Here is a 14,936-nt window from a genome sequence, read left to right as displayed (position 1 = left end):
GGTCCTAGAGGAAGTAGAGGCGGTTCAGCGAGACGGAGTCGGCCGGCTCGGAGCGGATCGGGGAGCCGTCGAGCGAGACGAGGCCGGTGCGGTCGTCCACCTGGACGGAGCCGGTGCGGGAGTTGAGGAGCAGGTCGGCGGGGCCGATCCCCCGGGTGCCGCGCACGGGGACGCGGCGGCGCCGGGTCGGCATCCGGTCGCCGCCGAGGTCGACGGCGGCCTGCGCGACGAAGGCGACGGAGAGGTCCGCCGCGGTGGCGCCGTGGCCGCCGAACAGCGGGCCGAGGACGAGCGGTTCGCAGGTGTCGGTGGCGGCGTTGGGATCGCCCACGACCCCCCAGGCGGGGAAGCCGGCCTTCAGCACCATCTGCGGTTTGGCGCCGAAGAACTCCGGCCGCCACAGCACGATGTCGGCCAGCTTGCCGACCTCGACCGAGCCGATCTCGTGCGCGAGGCCGTGGGCGATCGCCGGGTTGATGGTGAGCTTGGCCAGGTAGCGCAGCACGCGCGCGTTGTCGTCGTGCGCGCCGTCGCCCTCCAGGGGCCCCAGCTCGGCCTTCATCTTCCCGGCCATGGCGAAGGTCCGGCGTACGGTCTCGCCGGCCCTTCCCATCCCCTGCGCGTCGGAGGAGGTGATCCCGATCGCGCCGAGGTCGTGCAGGACGTCCTCCGCGCCCATCGTCCCGGCCCGGATCCGGTCGCGCGCCATGGCGGCGTCGCCGGGGAGGTCGGTCTTCAGGTCGTGGACGGAGACGATCATCCCGTAGTGCTCGGCGACCGCGTCGCGGCCGAAGGGCAGGGTGGGGTTGGTGGAGGAGCCGATGACGTTCGGCACGCCGGCCATCTTCAGGACGTTGGGGACGTGTCCGCCGCCGCAGCCCTCGATGTGGAAGGCGTGGATCGTACGGCCCTCCAGGACGGCGAGGGTGTCCTCCACCGACAGGCACTCGTTCAGCCCGTCGCTGTGCAGGGCGACCTGGACGTCGTGCTCCTCGGCCACCCGCAGCGCGGTGTCCAGGGCGCGGGTGTGGGCGCCCATGTCCTCGTGGACCTTGAAGCCGGACGCGCCGCCCTCGGCGAGCGCCTCGACCAGCGGCGCCGGGTCCGAGGAGGAACCGCGGGCCAGGAAGCCGATGTTGACCGGCCAGGCGTCGAAGGCGTTGAAGGCGTGGTGGAGTGCCCAGGGCGAGTTGACGCCGACGCCCCAGACGGGGCCGAACTCCTGGCCGATGATCGTGGTGACGCCGCTGGCGAGCGACGCCTCCATGATCCGGGGCGAGAGCAGGTGGACGTGGGTGTCGACGGCGCCGGCGGTGGCGATGAGCCCCTCGCCGGAGACGATCGAGGTGCCGGTGCCGACGACGACGTCGACGCCGTCGAGGGTGTCGGGGTTGCCGGCCCGGCCGATGGCGTGGATCCGGCCCTCGCGGATGCCGATGGAGACCTTGCGGATGCCCTGGACGGCGTCGATCAGCAGGACGTTGCTGATGACGACGTCGCAGGTCTCGCGGACGGCGGCGGCCTTCAGGTGCAGGCCGTCGCGGGCGGTCTTGCCGAAGCCGGCCAGGAACTCCTCGCCCGGCTTCTGGGAGTCGGCCTCGACCCGGACGACCAGCCCGGAGTCGCCGAGGACGACGCGGTCGCCGGCGCGGGGGCCGTGCACGGAGGCGTACTCGTACGGGTCCATCAGTCGTCCTCCTTCGGGGCCGTGACGCCCAGGTAGCCGCAGGCCGCGGCGCGCCGCAGGGCCTCCTCCTTCGCGCCGGGCGCGTCCAGCGGCCCGTCGACGAGGCCGGCGAAGCCGATGGCCACGCGGGCGCCGCCGATGGGCAGGAGCCCGACCTCGGCGGAGCCGCCGGGGTCGAAGCGGAAGGAGGCGCCGGCGGGGATGGCGAGCCGCATGCCGTAGGCGGCGGCGCGGTCGAAGTCGAGGCGCGGGTTGGCCTCGAAGAAGTGGAAGTGGGAGGTGACGCTGACCGGGACCGTCGCCGTGTTCCGTACGACGAGGGTGAGCGCGGGCTCCCGCTCCGGGTGGCCGGGGCCGGGCAGCAGCGCGCCGGGAGCGCCGGCGCCGAGCGTGCCTCCGCCGATCGGGTCGGTGACCACGGCGAGCCGGGAGCCGTCGTCGAAGACGGCCTCGACGTGCACCTCGGTCACCACGTCGGCGACGCCGGGCAGCACGTCCTCGGGGCCGAGGACGGAGCGGGCCGCCTCGATGGCCTCGGCGAGCCTCCGGCCGTCCCGGGCGGCCTCGCAGACGGTGTCCGCGATGAGGGCGGTCGCCTCGGGGACGTTGAGCCGCAGCCCGCGGGCCCGGCGGGCCCGGGCCAGTTCGGCGGCGCCGAAGAGCAGCAGCCGGTCGCGCTCGGTGGGGGTCAGTCGCACGTCATGCACCTCCTGTTTGAGCGACACTCTAAATGCTGAGACGCTTGCTTCCAAGGATTGACGCCAGGTCCTGGGACAGGTCACATTGAGCGCCACTCAAAACGTCCCCCCTCTCGCTCCCCCGGAGGTCCCATGGCGATCGAACAGCGCGGAGTCGACACCGTCCCCGAGGCCGAACGCACCAGCGGCCCCCGCGACCTGGTCGCGATCCTGCTCGGCTCCAACCTCTGCCTGGGGGTGATCGTCTTCGGCTGGCTGCCGGTCTCCTTCGGCCTCGGCCTGTGGGGCGCGGTGACCTCCGTGGTCGCGGGCACGGTCGTCGGCGTCGCCGTCACCGCCCCGCTGGCGCTGGTCTCCCTGCGCACCGCCACCAACCTCTCCACCTCCTCGGGCGCCTTCTTCGGCGTCCGCGGCCGGCTCGTCGGCTCGGTGGTGGGGCTGCTGCTCTCGCTGGGCTACACCGCCCTCACCCTGTGGATCGGCGGCGACGTCATGGTGGGCACCCTCGCCCGCCTGACCGGCCTCTCCGCCGGCGACGGGACGCACGCCGTCGTCTACGCGCTGCTCGCGGCCTGCACGGTGGTGGGCGCCGTGTACGGCTACCGGCTGCTGCTCCGGCTCAGCAAGGCGCTCGCCGTCGGCATGACCGTCCTGCTGGCGGCCGGGCTCGTGGCGTACGCCGGCGACTTCACCGCCGCGCCGGTGCCGGACACCCCGTACCTGCTCGGCTCCTTCTGGCCGACCTGGCTGCTGTCGGCGGTCGCCGCCGGACTCAGCGGCCCGGTCGCCTTCATCACCCTGCTGGGCGACTACACCCGGTACGTCTCCCCCGTCCGGCACAGCGCGCGGAGCGTCTGGCGGGCCACCTGTCTGGGGCTGCTCGTGGGCCTGCTCGTACCGCAGCTCTTCGGCACCTTCACGGCGCTCGCCGCCCGCGCGGGCCTCGACTACGCGGGGCCCCTGGTCGCCGCCTCCCCCGCCTGGTACCTGGTCCCGCTACTGCTCGCCGCCACCGCCGGCTCGGTCGGCAACGCCGGTCTGATGCTCTACTCGATGGGCCTGGACCTGGACGCGATCCTGCCCCGGGCCACCCGGGCGCGGGCCACCCTGGTGGTGGCGGCGGTCGCCACCGGCTTCGTCTTCCTCGGGCACTTCGCCTCGGACGCCCAGTCGGCGATGACCTCGTTCGTACTGCTCCTGACGGCGATCGGCACGCCGTGGGCGGTCATCACCCTGATCGGGCACGTCCGCTGCCGCGGGGAGTACGACCCCGAGGCGCTCCAGGTCTACAACCGGCGCTCGCGCGGCGGGATCTACTGGTTCTCGGCCGGCTGGCACCCGCGCGCCACGCTCTCCTGGGCGCTCGGCGCGGCGGTGGGCCTGGCGGCCGTCTCGACCCCGCTGTACGAGGGCCCTCTGCTGCCCCTGACCGGCGGGATCGACTGCAGCTTCGTGCTCTCGGGAGTCGTGGGCGGCGTCCTGTACGCGGCCCTGACGCCGCACAGGGCTCCCGGGACCGTGACGGCCCCGGAAGCCCTGGCGACGACGGAGTGACCTACTTGCCGAGCTCGTGCATCCAGCCGTTGGCGTCCTCGGCCTTGCCGGTCTGGATGGCGAGCAGCGCCTCGCGCAGCTTCATCGTGACCTCGCCGGGCTGACCACCCGACTGCTGCCACTCGCCCCGGGCGGACTTGACCGTGCCGACCGGGGTGATGACGGCGGCGGTGCCGCAGGCGAAGACCTCGGTGAGGGTGCCGTTCGCGGTGTCGGCCTGCCACTGGTCGATGGAGACGCGGGCCTCCTCCACCTCGTGGCCGAGGTCGGCGGCGAGCTTGAGGAGCGAGTCGCGGGTGATGCCCTCCAGGATCGAGCCGGTGAGGGTCGGGGTGACGATCTTGTTCCCGTACACGAAGTACAGGTTCATGCCGCCGAGCTCCTCGACCCACTTGTGCTCGACCGCGTCGAGGTAGCAGACCTGGTCGCAGCCCTTGGCCGCCGCCTCGGCCTGCGCGAGCAGGGAGGCCGCGTAGTTGCCGCCGGTCTTGGCGTCGCCCATGCCGCCGGGGACGGCGCGGACGCGGTCCTCGGAGGCCCAGATGGAGACCGGCTTCACGCCGCCGGGGAAGTACGGGCCGGCCGGGGAGGCGATGACGACGAAGAGGTACTCGTTGGCCGGGCGGACGCCCAGGCCGACCTCGGTCGCGATCATGAACGGGCGCAGGTAGAGGGACGCCTCGCCGCCGTGCGCCGGGACCCACGCCTCGTCCTGGCGGACCAGCGCGTCGCACGCCTCGATGAAGGTCTCGACGGGCAGCTCGGGCATGCCGAGGCGGTGCGCGGAGCGCTGGAAGCGGCGGGCGTTGGCGTCCGGGCGGAAGGAGGCGACCGAGCCGTCGGGGCGGCGGTAGGCCTTCAGGCCCTCGAAGATCTCCTGGGCGTAGTGGAGGACGTTGGTCGCCGGGTCGAGGGAAAGCGGGCCGTACGGCACGAGCTCGCCGTCGTGCCAGCCGCGGCCCTCCGTCCAGCGGACGGTGACCATGTGGTCGGTGAAGTGGCGGCCGAATCCCGGGTTGGCCAGGATCGCCTCGCGCTCCGCGGCGGACAGCGGGCTGGAGGAGGGCTTGAGCTCGATGGTGGGCTTCGTCATGAGTGCGTGTCCTTCACCGGTTGTGTGGGTCGGACCGCGCCCACGGCGTGCCCGCATGCCGCGGCCCCACGTTCGATTATCGCCCGGCGGAACCGGTGGACGAAACGGGTGTGCGCGGCGCGGGTGAGCGCGGTCCTGTGAGGGGGAGGTTAGGGGTTCCCGCACCCGGTGGCCGCGTACGACGAAGCAGCCGCCGGGTGTCGGTACGACCCGGCGGCTGCTCTGTGGTGTCAGTGGGGCGCGCGGGTCAGCTCGCTACTCGCGCGGCGAGCGCGTCGCCGATCTCGTCCGTCGTGCGGACGGTGGCGCCCCGCTCGGTGAGGTCGGCCTCGACGGCCTTCTCGACCCGGGCGGCCTCGGCCTCGTAGCCGAGGTGGCGCAGCAGGAGGGCGACGGAGAGGACGGTGGCCGTGGGGTCGGCCTTGCCCTGGCCCGCGATGTCCGGCGCGGAGCCGTGCACCGGCTCGAACATGGACGGGAACTCGCGGCTCGGGTTGATGTTGCCCGAGGCGGCGACGCCGATGCCGCCGGAGACGGCCGCGGCGAGGTCGGTGATGATGTCGCCGAAGAGGTTGTCGGTGACGATGACGTCGAAGCGGGCCGGGTCGGTGACCAGGAAGATCGTGGCGGCGTCGACGTGCAGGTAGTCGGTGGTGACCTCGGGGTACTCCTGGGCGACCTTGTGGAAGGTGTCGGTCCAGAGGTGGCCGGCGAAGGTCAGCACGTTGTTCTTGTGGACCAGCGTCAGCTTCTTGCGCGGGCGGGCCTGGGCGCGGGCGAAGGCGTCCCGGACCACGCGCTCGACACCGAAGGCGGTGTTGACGGACACCTCGGTGGCGACCTCGTGCGGGGTTCCCTTGCGGATGGTGCCGCCGTTGCCGGTGTACGGGCCCTCGGTGCCCTCGCGGACCACGACGAAGTCGATCTCGGGCTGGCCGGCGAGCGGGGTCGCGACACCGGGGAGCAGCTTCGAGGGGCGCAGGTTGACGTGGTGGTCGAAGGCGAAGCGCAGCTTCAGGAGGAAGCCGCGCTCCAGGACGCCGGACGGGACCGACGGGTCGCCGATCGCGCCGAGCAGGATGGCGTCGTGCTTCTTGAGCGAGTCGAGGTCGGCGTCGGTGAGGGTCTCACCGGTGGCGTGGTAGCGCCGGGCGCCGAAGTCGTACTCCTCGGTCTCCAGCTTCACGTCCTGCGGAAGCACGGCGGCGAGGACCTTGAGGCCCTGGGCCACGACCTCCTGGCCGATGCCGTCGCCGGGGATGACTGCGAGATTGATGCTGTGAGACATGGCGGCACCCTACTCTTCGTCCCATCGTCTGACACGCATCGTCCACCATGTGGACGAACGGACAGCCGTCGGGGTCCGGTCAGTGACCGGTGGAGCCGCCGTTGTCGCGGCGGTCGAGGGCGCGCTGGAGGGCTGCGGCGGCGTTCTGCCGGGCCTCGTCGCTGGGGCGGCTGACGGAGTGGCGGACGCGGGGGGCGGTCTGAGCGGCCATGAGGGATCGACTCCTTGAGATCAGTGGTGATCCGGGCGTGCGGAGATCAGTGGTGATCGAAGGCGCCGGAAGGGGCGGGGAGCGCCGCCGCAGGGGTTGCCTGCACAGGGGCGTCGCGCTCTCGTCCGCCGTTCGCTGATGAAGCGAGACGTTCGGCTCCTACAAAGCTAGGGCAGCCCTCCTCATCTGTCTCCACAATTACTCGGACTTCCTACTATCTGAGACGGCCGGCTCCGCTCGGTCAGCCTCTAGCCACGACCCAGTACGAGACCGGCGTCCTCGCCGCGTACCCCGACCTGCTCGTCCCCGACGCCTGGCACCACGACGCCGCTCTGATGGCCCGCGAGGGGCAGGACGAGATCCAGCTCGCCCTGATCTCCGACTACGGCTCCGACTTCGCCCTCTACCCGGCCTTCCAGGAGTGGTTCCGCACCTCCCGGGTCCCGCTCCTCGCCGTCTGGGGCGAGGGCGACGAGGTCTTCGTCCCGGCCGGCGCCGAGGCGTTCCGCCGCGACCTCCCCGACGCCGAGATCCACCTGCTGCCCACCGGCCACTTCGCCCTGGAGACCCACACGCCGCGCGTCGCCGAGCTGATCGGCGACTTCCTGCGCCGCACGGTGGGGGAATGAGGACCGCCCCCGTCCCCGGCCTGGGGGGACCGGGGAGGGGGGCGGTGATCAGGGGCCGCTCACGCGGCGGACGGGCCTCAGCCCATGTGCGGGTAGCCGTACTCGGTCGGCGGGACCAGCGTCTCCTTGATGGCGCGGGTCAGCGTCCAGCGCATCAGGTTCTGCGGGGCGCCGGCCTTGTCGTTGGTGCCGGAGGCGCGGCCGCCGCCGAAGGGCTGCTGGCCGACGACGGCGCCGGTCGACTTGTCGTTGATGTAGAAGTTGCCCGCGGCGAAGCGGAGCTTCTCCATCGTGTGCGCGGCGGCGGCGCGGTCGTTGGAGATGACCGAGCCGGTCAGCGCGTAGTCGGAGACCGACTCCATCTGCTCCAGCATCTCGTCGTACTTCTCGTCCTCGTAGACGTACACGGCGAGGATCGGGCCGAAGTACTCGGCCTTGAAGACCTCGTTCTCCGGGTCGGTGCACTCGATGACGGTCGGACGGACGAAGTAGCCCTCCGAGTCGTCGTAGGTGCCGCCGGCGACGATCGTGCAGCTCGGGTCGGAGGAGGCACGGTCGATCGCCGCCTTGTTCTTGGCGAACGAGCGCTCGTCGATGACGGCACCGATGAAGTTCGACAGGTCGGTGACGTCACCCATCTTGATGCCGTCGACCTCGGCCGCGAACTCCTCCTTGAAGCCGTCGTTCCAGATGGAGGCCGGGATGTACGCCCGCGAGGACGCGGAGCACTTCTGGCCCTGGAACTCGAAGGAGCCGCGGGTCAGCGCGGTCTTCAGGACGGCGCGGTCGGCGCTGGGGTGGGCGACGACGAAGTCCTTGCCGCCGGTCTCGCCGACGATCCGCGGGTACGAGCGGTACTTCTCGATGTTGGTGCCGACCGTCTTCCACAGGTGCTGGAAGGTCTTGGTCGAGCCGGTGAAGTGGATGCCGGCCAGGTCGCGGTGGTTCAGGGCCACCTCGGAGACGGCGATGCCGTCGCCGGTCACCAGGTTGATGACGCCCTTCGGCAGGCCGGCCTCCTCCAGGAGCTCCATGAGGAGCACGGCGGAGTGGGTCTGCGTCGGGGACGGCTTCCAGACCACCACGTTGCCCATGAGGGCGGGGGCGGTGGGCAGGTTGCCCGCGATGGCCGTGAAGTTGAACGGCGTGATCGCGTAGACGAAGCCCTCCAGCGGGCGGTGGTCCAGTCGGTTCCACACGCCCGGGGAGTTCGCCGGCGGCTGCTCGGCCAGGATCTGGCGGGCGTACGCCACGTTGAAGCGCCAGAAGTCGACGAGCTCGCACGGGGTGTCGATCTCGGCCTGCTGGGCGGTCTTCGACTGGCCGAGCATGGTCGACGCGGCCAGCGTCTCGCGCCACGGGCCGGCCAGCAGCTCGGCGGCGCGCAGGATGATCGCGGCGCGGTCGTCGAAGGACATCGCGCGCCAGGCCGGGGCGGCGGCCAGGGCGGCGTCGATGGCGTCCTGGGCGTCCTGCTGGGTGGCGGCGCGGAAGGTGCCGATGACGGACTTGTGGTTGTGCGGCTGGACGACGTCGAACGCGTCGCCGCCGCCCATGCGCTTCACGCCGCCGATGGTCATCGGCAGCTCGCGCGGGTTGTCGGCCAGCTCCTTGAGCTTGGCCTCCAGACGGGCGCGCTCGGGCGAACCGGGGGCGTAGCCGTGCACCGGCTCGTTGACGGGAGCGGGGACCTGGGTCACAGCGTCCATGAGGCTCTTGACTCCTTCAAAGAGGGGTAGGTGGGCTCAGCCCTTGGTCAGGATGGAGCGGACGAAGAAGAGCAGGTTGGCCGGCTTCTCCGCGAGGCGGCGCATGAAGTAGCCGTACCAGTCGGTTCCGTAGGCCGTGTAGACGCGCATCCGGTGGCCCTCGGCGGCGAGGCGGTTCTGCTCCTCGGAGCGGATGCCGTACAGCATCTGGAACTCGTACTCGTCCAGCTTGCGGCCGGCGCGGCGGGCCAGCTCCTGGCCGATGGCGATCAGCCGCGGGTCGTGCGAGCCGATCATCGGGTAGCCCTCGCCGTCCATCAGGATCTTCATGATCCGGACGTACGCCTTGTCGATCTCGGCCTTGTCCTGGAGGGCGACGGAGGCGGGCTCCTTGTAGGCGCCCTTCACGATCCGGACGCGGGAGCCGTTGGCGGCGAGGCGGCGGGCGTCCTCCTCGGTGCGGAAGAGGTACGCCTGGATGACGCAGCCGGTCTGCGGGAAGTCCTTCCGCAGCTCCTCGTGGATGGCGAACATCGAGTCGAGGGTGGTGTGGTCCTCGGCGTCCAGGGTGACCGTGGTGCCGATCTCCGCGGCGGCGACGACGACCGGGCGCACGTTGGAGAGGGCCAGCTCGTGGCCGTCCTCCAGCGACTGGCCGAACATCGACAGCTTCACGGACATCTCGGCGCGCTCGCCGAGGCCCAGCTCCTTGAGGCGGCCGATCAGTTCCAGGTAGGCGTCACGGGCGGCGTAGGACTGCTCGACGGTGGTGATGTCCTCGCCGACGACGTCGAGGGTGACCTCCAGGCCGCGGGCGGTCAGGTCCCGGACGATCGGGACGACGTCGTCCACGATCTCGCCGGCGATGAAGCGCGCCACGACCTGCTTGGTCCCGGGCGCGGCCGACACGAGACGGCGCATCTTGTCGCTGCGCGACGCGGCGAGGATCACGGGACCCAGCACGGGGCACCTCCAAAGGGGCGAGGAAGAACAGGGCCATTACCGGATGCAGGGGTACGAACCGGGAACAGCACGGGTAACCACCGTGAAACCTAAGGATCGCACCGATCCTGCGCCATCTACAGCTGTCACGCATCCGTGCGCGCGGCCTCAGACATCTGTCTGAAGCAAGCGGCGGGCGGTGCGAGAATGGGCCCGTGAAGGGCGATTACCAGGAGCTGGTGGACGAGATCTCGACGCTGCTCGGCACCCCCGCGACCCTGGAGAACCGCGATTTCGGGCTGATCGCCTTCGGGGCCCACGACAGCGACGACGACAGCGCCATGGACCCGGTCCGCACCCGCTCGATCCTGACCCGGAAGTCCACCCCGGCGGTCCGCGCCTGGTTCGAGGGCTTCGGCATCACCCGGGCCACCGGCCCCGTCCGCATCCCGGCCGCCCCGGACGCGGGCGTCTACCGCGACCGGATCTGCCTCCCGGTACGCCATCGGGGTGTCGTCCTCGGGTACGTCTGGCTGCTCGACGCCGAGCCGGGCCCCTCGCACGAACGGCTGACGGCCGCGATGGACGTCGCCGCCCGGATCGGCGAGCTGCTCGCCGACGAGGAGCGGGCCGGCGCCGACCTCTCCCGCGAGCTGCGGGCCGTCCTCGCGGCGGAGCGCGGCTGGCAGTACGACATGGCCGTCGCCGCCCTCCGCACCGCCCTGGGCCCGGACGCGGAAGGCCTGCACGCCCTGGTCTGCGTCGCCCCCTGGACCGGCGAGGACTCCCCCTCCCCGCGTACGGTCCCCGGTGCGGCCGCCGTCTGCGCCCTCCCCTGGCTCGGCCCGGCCGGCCCGTACGCCGCGGGCCCCGCCCGCGCCGGCGGTGACCCGGACACCGCCCCCGGCGGCGGGCCCCACGGCCCCGGCAGGGGCCGGGCCCGCCCGGCGGCCGGCGGCCCCGGCGCCACCCGCGACCCGGCGCCCGGACCCGGGCCGTCCTCCGGGGCCTCGTCCGACGGCGGGTACGCCCCCGGCCCCGGGCCGCGGCGGGCGCTCGCCGTGCTGGTCCGGCTGCGGTCGGCCGACAACCTCTCCCCCGCCGCCACCGCCGCCGAGCGACTGCGCGCGGCGGCGGGCCCGGCGGCCGTCGCCGGGGTCGCCGCGCCCCGCCGGGGACTCGGGGAGCTCGACCACTGCTGGCACGAGGCGACCGCCGCCGCGCGCGCCGCGCACGCCCAGCCCCGGCTGGGTCCGCTCGCCCACTGGTCGGAGCTCGGCGCCTACCGGCTGCTCACCGCCCTCCCGCAGGCCGAACCGGATCCGGCGGTACGGGCGCTGCTCGCCCCCGCGCACACCGAACTGGCCCGCACGGCCGAGGTGTTCCTCGACCACGCGGGCCAGGCGGGGCGCGCGGCGGCGGCGCTCGGCATCCACCGGCAGACCCTCTACTACCGGCTCTCCCGGGTCGAGCAGCTCACCGGCCTCGACCTGGACGCCGGCGAGGACCGCCTGCTGCTGCACATGGCCCTGAAGACCGCCCGGCTCTGAGGCCCCGGAACGCGCCGCACCCGGCCGCCGGACGGATGTCCGGGGGCCGGGTGCGGGTGGTCTCGGGAAGGGCTCAGACCAGGTTGACCGAGCGGGCCGAGGTGGCGCCGATCTCCGTGGCGATCTCCGCGATGACGGCCGCGGGGACGGTGTCGTCGACGGTGAGCACGACGAGCGCCTCGCCGCCCTCCTCCGTACGGGAGACCTGCATGCCCGCGATGTTCAGACCGGCCTCGCCGAGGATCCGGCCGACGGTGCCGACGACACCGGGACGGTCCTCGTAGCGCAGCACCACCATGTGGTCGGCGAGCGCGAGGTCCACGTCGTAGTCGCCGACGGCGACGATCTTCTGGAGGTGCTTGGGGCCGGCCAGGGTGCCGGAGACGGCGACCTCCTCGCCGCTGGAGAGCGTGCCGCGCACGGTGACCATGTTGCGGTGGTCGGGCGACTCGGAGCTGGTGGTGAGGCGGACCTCGACACCGCGCTCCTGCGCGAAGAGCGGCGCGTTCACGTACGACACGGTCTCGTCGACCACGTCCTCGAACACGCCCTTGAGCGCGGAGAGTTCGAGCACCTTGACGTCGTGCTGGGTGATCTCGCCGTACACCTCGACGTCGAGGCGGGCCGCGACCTCGCCCGCGAGGGCGGTGAAGATGCGGCCGAGCTTCTCGGCGAGCGGCAGACCCGGCTTCACGTCCTCGGCGATGACGCCGCCCTGGACGTTGACCGCGTCCGGCACCAGCTCGCCGGCGAGCGCGAGGCGCACCGACTTGGCGACGGCGATGCCGGCCTTCTCCTGGGCCTCGTCGGTGGAGGCGCCGAGGTGCGGGGTGCAGACGACCTGGTCCAGCTCGAAGAGCGGGGAGTCCGTGCAGGGCTCCTTCGCGTACACGTCGAGGCCGGCGCCGGCGACCCGGCCCTCCTTGATGGCCGAGTACAGCGCGGCCTCGTCGACGATGCCGCCGCGGGCGGCGTTGACGATGCGGACGCTCGGCTTGACCTTGTGCAGCGCCTCGTCACCGATGAGACCGACGGTCTCGGGGGTCTTCGGCAGGTGGACGGTGATGAAGTCGGCGACCTCCAGGAGCTCGTCCAGGGCCAGCAGTTTCACCCCCATCTGGGCGGCGCGGGCCGGCTGCACGTAGGGGTCGTACGCGACGATCTTCATGCCGAAGGCGGACATGCGCTGCGCGACCAGGACGCCGATGCGGCCGAGGCCGACGACGCCGAGGGTCTTCTCGCTGAGCTCGACGCCGGTGTACTTGGAGCGCTTCCACTCGCCGTTCTTCAGCGCGGTGTTGGCCTGCGGGATGTTGCGCGCGGTGGCGACGAGCAGACCGCAGGCGAGCTCGGCGGCGGTGACGATGTTGGAGGTCGGGGCGTTCACGACCATCACGCCGGCCTTGGTGGCGGCGGAGACGTCCACGTTGTCCAGGCCGACGCCGGCGCGGGCGACGACCCGCAGCTTCCTGGCGGCGGCGATGGCCTCCGCGTCGACCTTGGTGGCCGAGCGGACGAGGATGGCGTCGACGTCGGCGATCGCGGGGAGCAGCGCGGCGCGGTCGGCGCCGTCGCAGTGCCGGATCTCGAAGTCAGGGCCCAGGGCGTCGACGGTGGCGGGCGACAGCTCTTCAGCGATGAGTACGACAGGTTTCGAGCTCACGTGAGTCCTCACAGAGGCAGTGCGGACGGCCGTCCCGACGGCCGCAGGCGGTGGAGGGGGCTTGCCGCGTGAAAGCGCACGACGCTGTGGGCCAGACGCGATGTTGTTGAGCAGTGTAGTGCCGCATCGGCACACGTCGTGCGCCTCGTTGGAAGGATCACCCGTCCGTGGTTGGACGGGGTGTCCAAGGATGCGGCGCGGGGCCGGACAAGGTGTCCGGCCCCGTGCCGAGAGGCTTACGCCTCCTCGTCGTTCACCCAGCTCATGAGCTTGCGCAGCTCCTTGCCGGTGGTCTCCAGGAGGTGCTTCTCGTCCTGGGTCTTGTACTCGTTGTACTTCTTCAGACCGCCGTGGTACTCGTCCATCCAGTTCTTGGCGAAGGTGCCGTCCTGGATCTCGGTGAGGACCTTCTTCATCTCGGCCTTGGTGTCGGCGGTGATGACGCGCGGGCCGGTGATGTAGTCGCCCCACTCGGCGGTCTCGGAGACGGACCAGCGCATCTTCTCCAGGCCGCCCTCGTACATGAGGTCGACGATGAGCTTCAGCTCGTGGAGGCACTCGAAGTACGCGATCTCCGGCTGGTAGCCGGCCTCGACCAGGGTCTCGAAGCCCGCCTTGACGAGTGCGGACGCTCCACCGCAGAGGACGGCCTGCTCGCCGAAGAGGTCGGTCTCGGTCTCCTCGGTGAAGGTGGTCTTGATGACGCCGGCGCGGGTGCCGCCGATCGCCTTGGCGTACGACAGGGCCAGGGCGAAGGCGTTGCCGGTGGCGTCCTGCTCGACGGCGGCGATCGCGGGGACGCCGCGGCCCTCCTCGTACTGGCGGCGGACCAGGTGGCCCGGGCCCTTCGGGGCGACCAGGGCGACGTCGACGCCGGCCGGGGGCTTGATGAAGCCGAAGCGGACGTTGAAGCCGTGGGCGAAGAACAGCGCGTCGCCGTCCTTCAGGTTCGGGGCGATCGACTCCTCGTAGACCTTGGCCTGGATCGGGTCCGGGATCAGGATCATGATGAGGTCGGCCTCGGCCGCCGCCTCGGCGGGGGTGACCACGCGCAGGCCCTGCTCCTCGGCCTTGGCCTTGGACTTGGAGCCCTCGTGCAGACCGACGCGGACGTCGACACCCGAGTCGCGCAGCGACAGCGCGTGGGCGTGGCCCTGGCTGCCGTAACCGATCACCGCGACCTTGCGGCCCTGGATGATCGAGAGGTCGGCATCGGCGTCGTAGAACAGCTCGGCCACTGGAAATCTCCTTGAGGTGCTGGTGTTGCGTCCCACCGTACGGCGGGGAGCGGAAGGGAAGTTCTCTGGTCTCGTCAGTCGGACCGCCGGGCGGACCGGCGGTTGACGTCCGGTGACGCTCAGGCGCTGCGGTCGAGTGCCCGCAGGGACCGGTCGGTGATGGACCGGGCGCCACGCCCTATGGCGATGGTGCCCGACTGGACGAGCTCCTTGATGCCGAACTGCTCCAGCATCTTGAGCATGGCGTCCAGCTTGTCGCTCGAACCGGTGGCCTCGATGGTGACGGCCTCGGGCGAGACGTCGACGGTCTTGGCGCGGAAGAGCTTGACGATCTCGACGATCTGGGAGCGGGTCTCGTTGTCGGCGCGGACCTTCACCAGGACGAGCTCGCGCTGGATCGCGGCGCTGGGCTCGAGTTCGACGATCTTCAGGACGTTGACCAGCTTGTTGAGCTGCTTGGTCACCTGCTCCAGGGGCAGGTCCTCGACGTTGACCACGATGGTGATGCGGCTGATGTCGGGGTGCTCGGTGACGCCGACGGCGAGGGAGTCGATGTTGAAGCCGCGGCGGGAGAACAGGGCGGCGATCCGGGCCAGGATGCCGGGCGTGTTCTCGACCAGGACGGAGAGCGTGTGCTTGGACATGGTGTGTGGGTCTCTTCCCTGTGGCTCGTC

12 protein-coding genes and 1 pseudogene are annotated in these 14,936 nt (G+C 71.7%); 3 read left to right on the top strand and 10 right to left on the bottom strand.

Annotated elements, in window-relative coordinates; genetic code table 11:
- Nucleotides 1–4 precede the first annotated feature (4 nt).
- A complete protein-coding gene (locus tag ABFY03_RS26460) occupies nt 5–1,687 on the bottom strand; it encodes an urease subunit alpha (RefSeq protein WP_319011775.1) in 1,683 nt (560 codons plus the stop codon).
- Nucleotides 1,687–2,385, bottom strand: coding sequence for an urease subunit gamma (gene ureA / locus ABFY03_RS26455; protein WP_346170983.1), 699 nt, complete (start codon nt 2,383–2,385; stop codon nt 1,687–1,689). Before ureA ends, ABFY03_RS26460 begins: the two co-directional genes overlap by 1 nt.
- A gap of 132 nt (nt 2,386–2,517) precedes the next feature.
- On the opposite strand from ureA, the gene ABFY03_RS26450 reads away from it, so the two are divergent.
- The gene (locus ABFY03_RS26450) at nt 2,518–3,939 is read left to right on the top strand and encodes a cytosine permease (protein ID WP_319011777.1); all 1,422 of its coding nucleotides are present in this window, start codon (nt 2,518–2,520) and stop codon (nt 3,937–3,939) included.
- A gap of 1 nt (nt 3,940) precedes the next feature.
- Here ABFY03_RS26450 and ABFY03_RS26445 read toward each other — a convergent pair whose 3' ends face one another.
- The 3 genes from ABFY03_RS26445 to ABFY03_RS26435 all read right to left on the bottom strand — a co-directional run bounded on the left by ABFY03_RS26445 (nt 3,941) and on the right by ABFY03_RS26435 (nt 6,531).
- Nucleotides 3,941–5,032, bottom strand: coding sequence for a branched-chain amino acid aminotransferase (locus ABFY03_RS26445; protein ID WP_319011778.1), 1,092 nt, complete (start codon nt 5,030–5,032; stop codon nt 3,941–3,943).
- A 247-nt stretch (nt 5,033–5,279) separates the two neighbouring features.
- Nucleotides 5,280–6,320 (bottom strand): 3-isopropylmalate dehydrogenase, encoded by a 1,041-nt coding sequence (locus ABFY03_RS26440; protein ID WP_319011779.1) that lies wholly within the window; start codon nt 6,318–6,320, stop codon nt 5,280–5,282.
- Between the two features lie 79 nt (nt 6,321–6,399).
- On the bottom strand, nt 6,400–6,531 hold the full coding sequence (locus ABFY03_RS26435) for a hypothetical protein (protein ID WP_319011780.1): 132 nt from the start codon (nt 6,529–6,531) through the stop codon (nt 6,400–6,402).
- 260 nt (nt 6,532–6,791) lie between these two features.
- Here ABFY03_RS26435 and ABFY03_RS26430 point away from each other — a divergent pair.
- Nucleotides 6,792–7,160, top strand: a pseudogene (locus ABFY03_RS26430) (alpha/beta fold hydrolase); the annotation flags it as partial.
- Between the two features lie 77 nt (nt 7,161–7,237).
- Here ABFY03_RS26430 and pruA read toward each other — a convergent pair.
- Nucleotides 7,238–8,869, bottom strand: a complete 1,632-nt coding sequence (gene pruA / locus ABFY03_RS26425) for an L-glutamate gamma-semialdehyde dehydrogenase (RefSeq protein ID WP_319011782.1) — start codon at nt 8,867–8,869, stop codon at nt 7,238–7,240.
- A gap of 36 nt (nt 8,870–8,905) precedes the next feature.
- Nucleotides 8,906–9,832: a proline dehydrogenase family protein gene (locus ABFY03_RS26420; RefSeq protein WP_319011783.1), complete on the bottom strand. Its 927-nt coding sequence runs from the start codon at nt 9,830–9,832 to the stop codon at nt 8,906–8,908.
- A 194-nt stretch (nt 9,833–10,026) separates the two neighbouring features.
- On the opposite strand from ABFY03_RS26420, the gene ABFY03_RS26415 reads away from it, so the two are divergent.
- Nucleotides 10,027–11,361 (top strand): helix-turn-helix domain-containing protein, encoded by a 1,335-nt coding sequence (locus ABFY03_RS26415; protein WP_346170982.1) that lies wholly within the window; start codon nt 10,027–10,029, stop codon nt 11,359–11,361.
- 73 nt (nt 11,362–11,434) lie between these two features.
- Here the strand turns inward: ABFY03_RS26415 and serA are convergent, their stop codons facing one another.
- The 3 genes from serA to ilvN form a co-directional block, all read right to left on the bottom strand.
- Nucleotides 11,435–13,024 (bottom strand): phosphoglycerate dehydrogenase, encoded by a 1,590-nt coding sequence (serA, locus tag ABFY03_RS26410; RefSeq protein ID WP_319011785.1) that lies wholly within the window; start codon nt 13,022–13,024, stop codon nt 11,435–11,437.
- 236 nt (nt 13,025–13,260) lie between these two features.
- Nucleotides 13,261–14,262, bottom strand: a complete 1,002-nt coding sequence (ilvC, locus tag ABFY03_RS26405) for a ketol-acid reductoisomerase (protein ID WP_043219930.1) — start codon at nt 14,260–14,262, stop codon at nt 13,261–13,263.
- 119 nt (nt 14,263–14,381) lie between these two features.
- Nucleotides 14,382–14,906 carry an acetolactate synthase small subunit gene (gene ilvN, locus ABFY03_RS26400; RefSeq protein ID WP_031010337.1) on the bottom strand — a complete coding sequence of 175 codons (525 nt, stop codon included), beginning with the start codon at nt 14,904–14,906 and terminating at the stop codon, nt 14,382–14,384.
- Between the last annotated feature and the right edge of the window lie 30 nt (nt 14,907–14,936).

It is taken from the genome of Streptomyces roseofulvus, assembly GCF_039534915.1.
Classification (GTDB): Bacteria; Actinomycetota; Actinomycetes; order Streptomycetales; family Streptomycetaceae; genus Streptomyces; species Streptomyces roseofulvus.
The sequence above is the reverse complement of the archived record's forward strand: the minus strand, read 5'-3'. Positions and strand labels throughout refer to the sequence as shown.

Excerpts from the sequence above, each read along its gene's own strand:
- ABFY03_RS26460 (WP_319011775.1), bottom strand. The coding sequence starts at position 1,687 with ATGGACCCGTACGAGTACGCCTCCGTGCACGGCCCCCGCGCCGGCGAC.
- ABFY03_RS26440 (WP_319011779.1), bottom strand. The coding sequence starts at position 6,320 with ATGTCTCACAGCATCAATCTCGCAGTCATCCCCGGCGACGGCATCGGC.
- ABFY03_RS26450 (WP_319011777.1), top strand. The coding sequence starts at position 2,518 with ATGGCGATCGAACAGCGCGGAGTCGACACCGTCCCCGAGGCCGAACGC.
- ABFY03_RS26445 (WP_319011778.1), bottom strand. The coding sequence starts at position 5,032 with ATGACGAAGCCCACCATCGAGCTCAAGCCCTCCTCCAGCCCGCTGTCC.
- ABFY03_RS26435 (WP_319011780.1), bottom strand. The coding sequence starts at position 6,531 with ATGGCCGCTCAGACCGCCCCCCGCGTCCGCCACTCCGTCAGCCGCCCC.
- pruA (WP_319011782.1), bottom strand. The coding sequence starts at position 8,869 with ATGGACGCTGTGACCCAGGTCCCCGCTCCCGTCAACGAGCCGGTGCAC.
- ilvN (WP_031010337.1), bottom strand. The coding sequence starts at position 14,906 with ATGTCCAAGCACACGCTCTCCGTCCTGGTCGAGAACACGCCCGGCATC.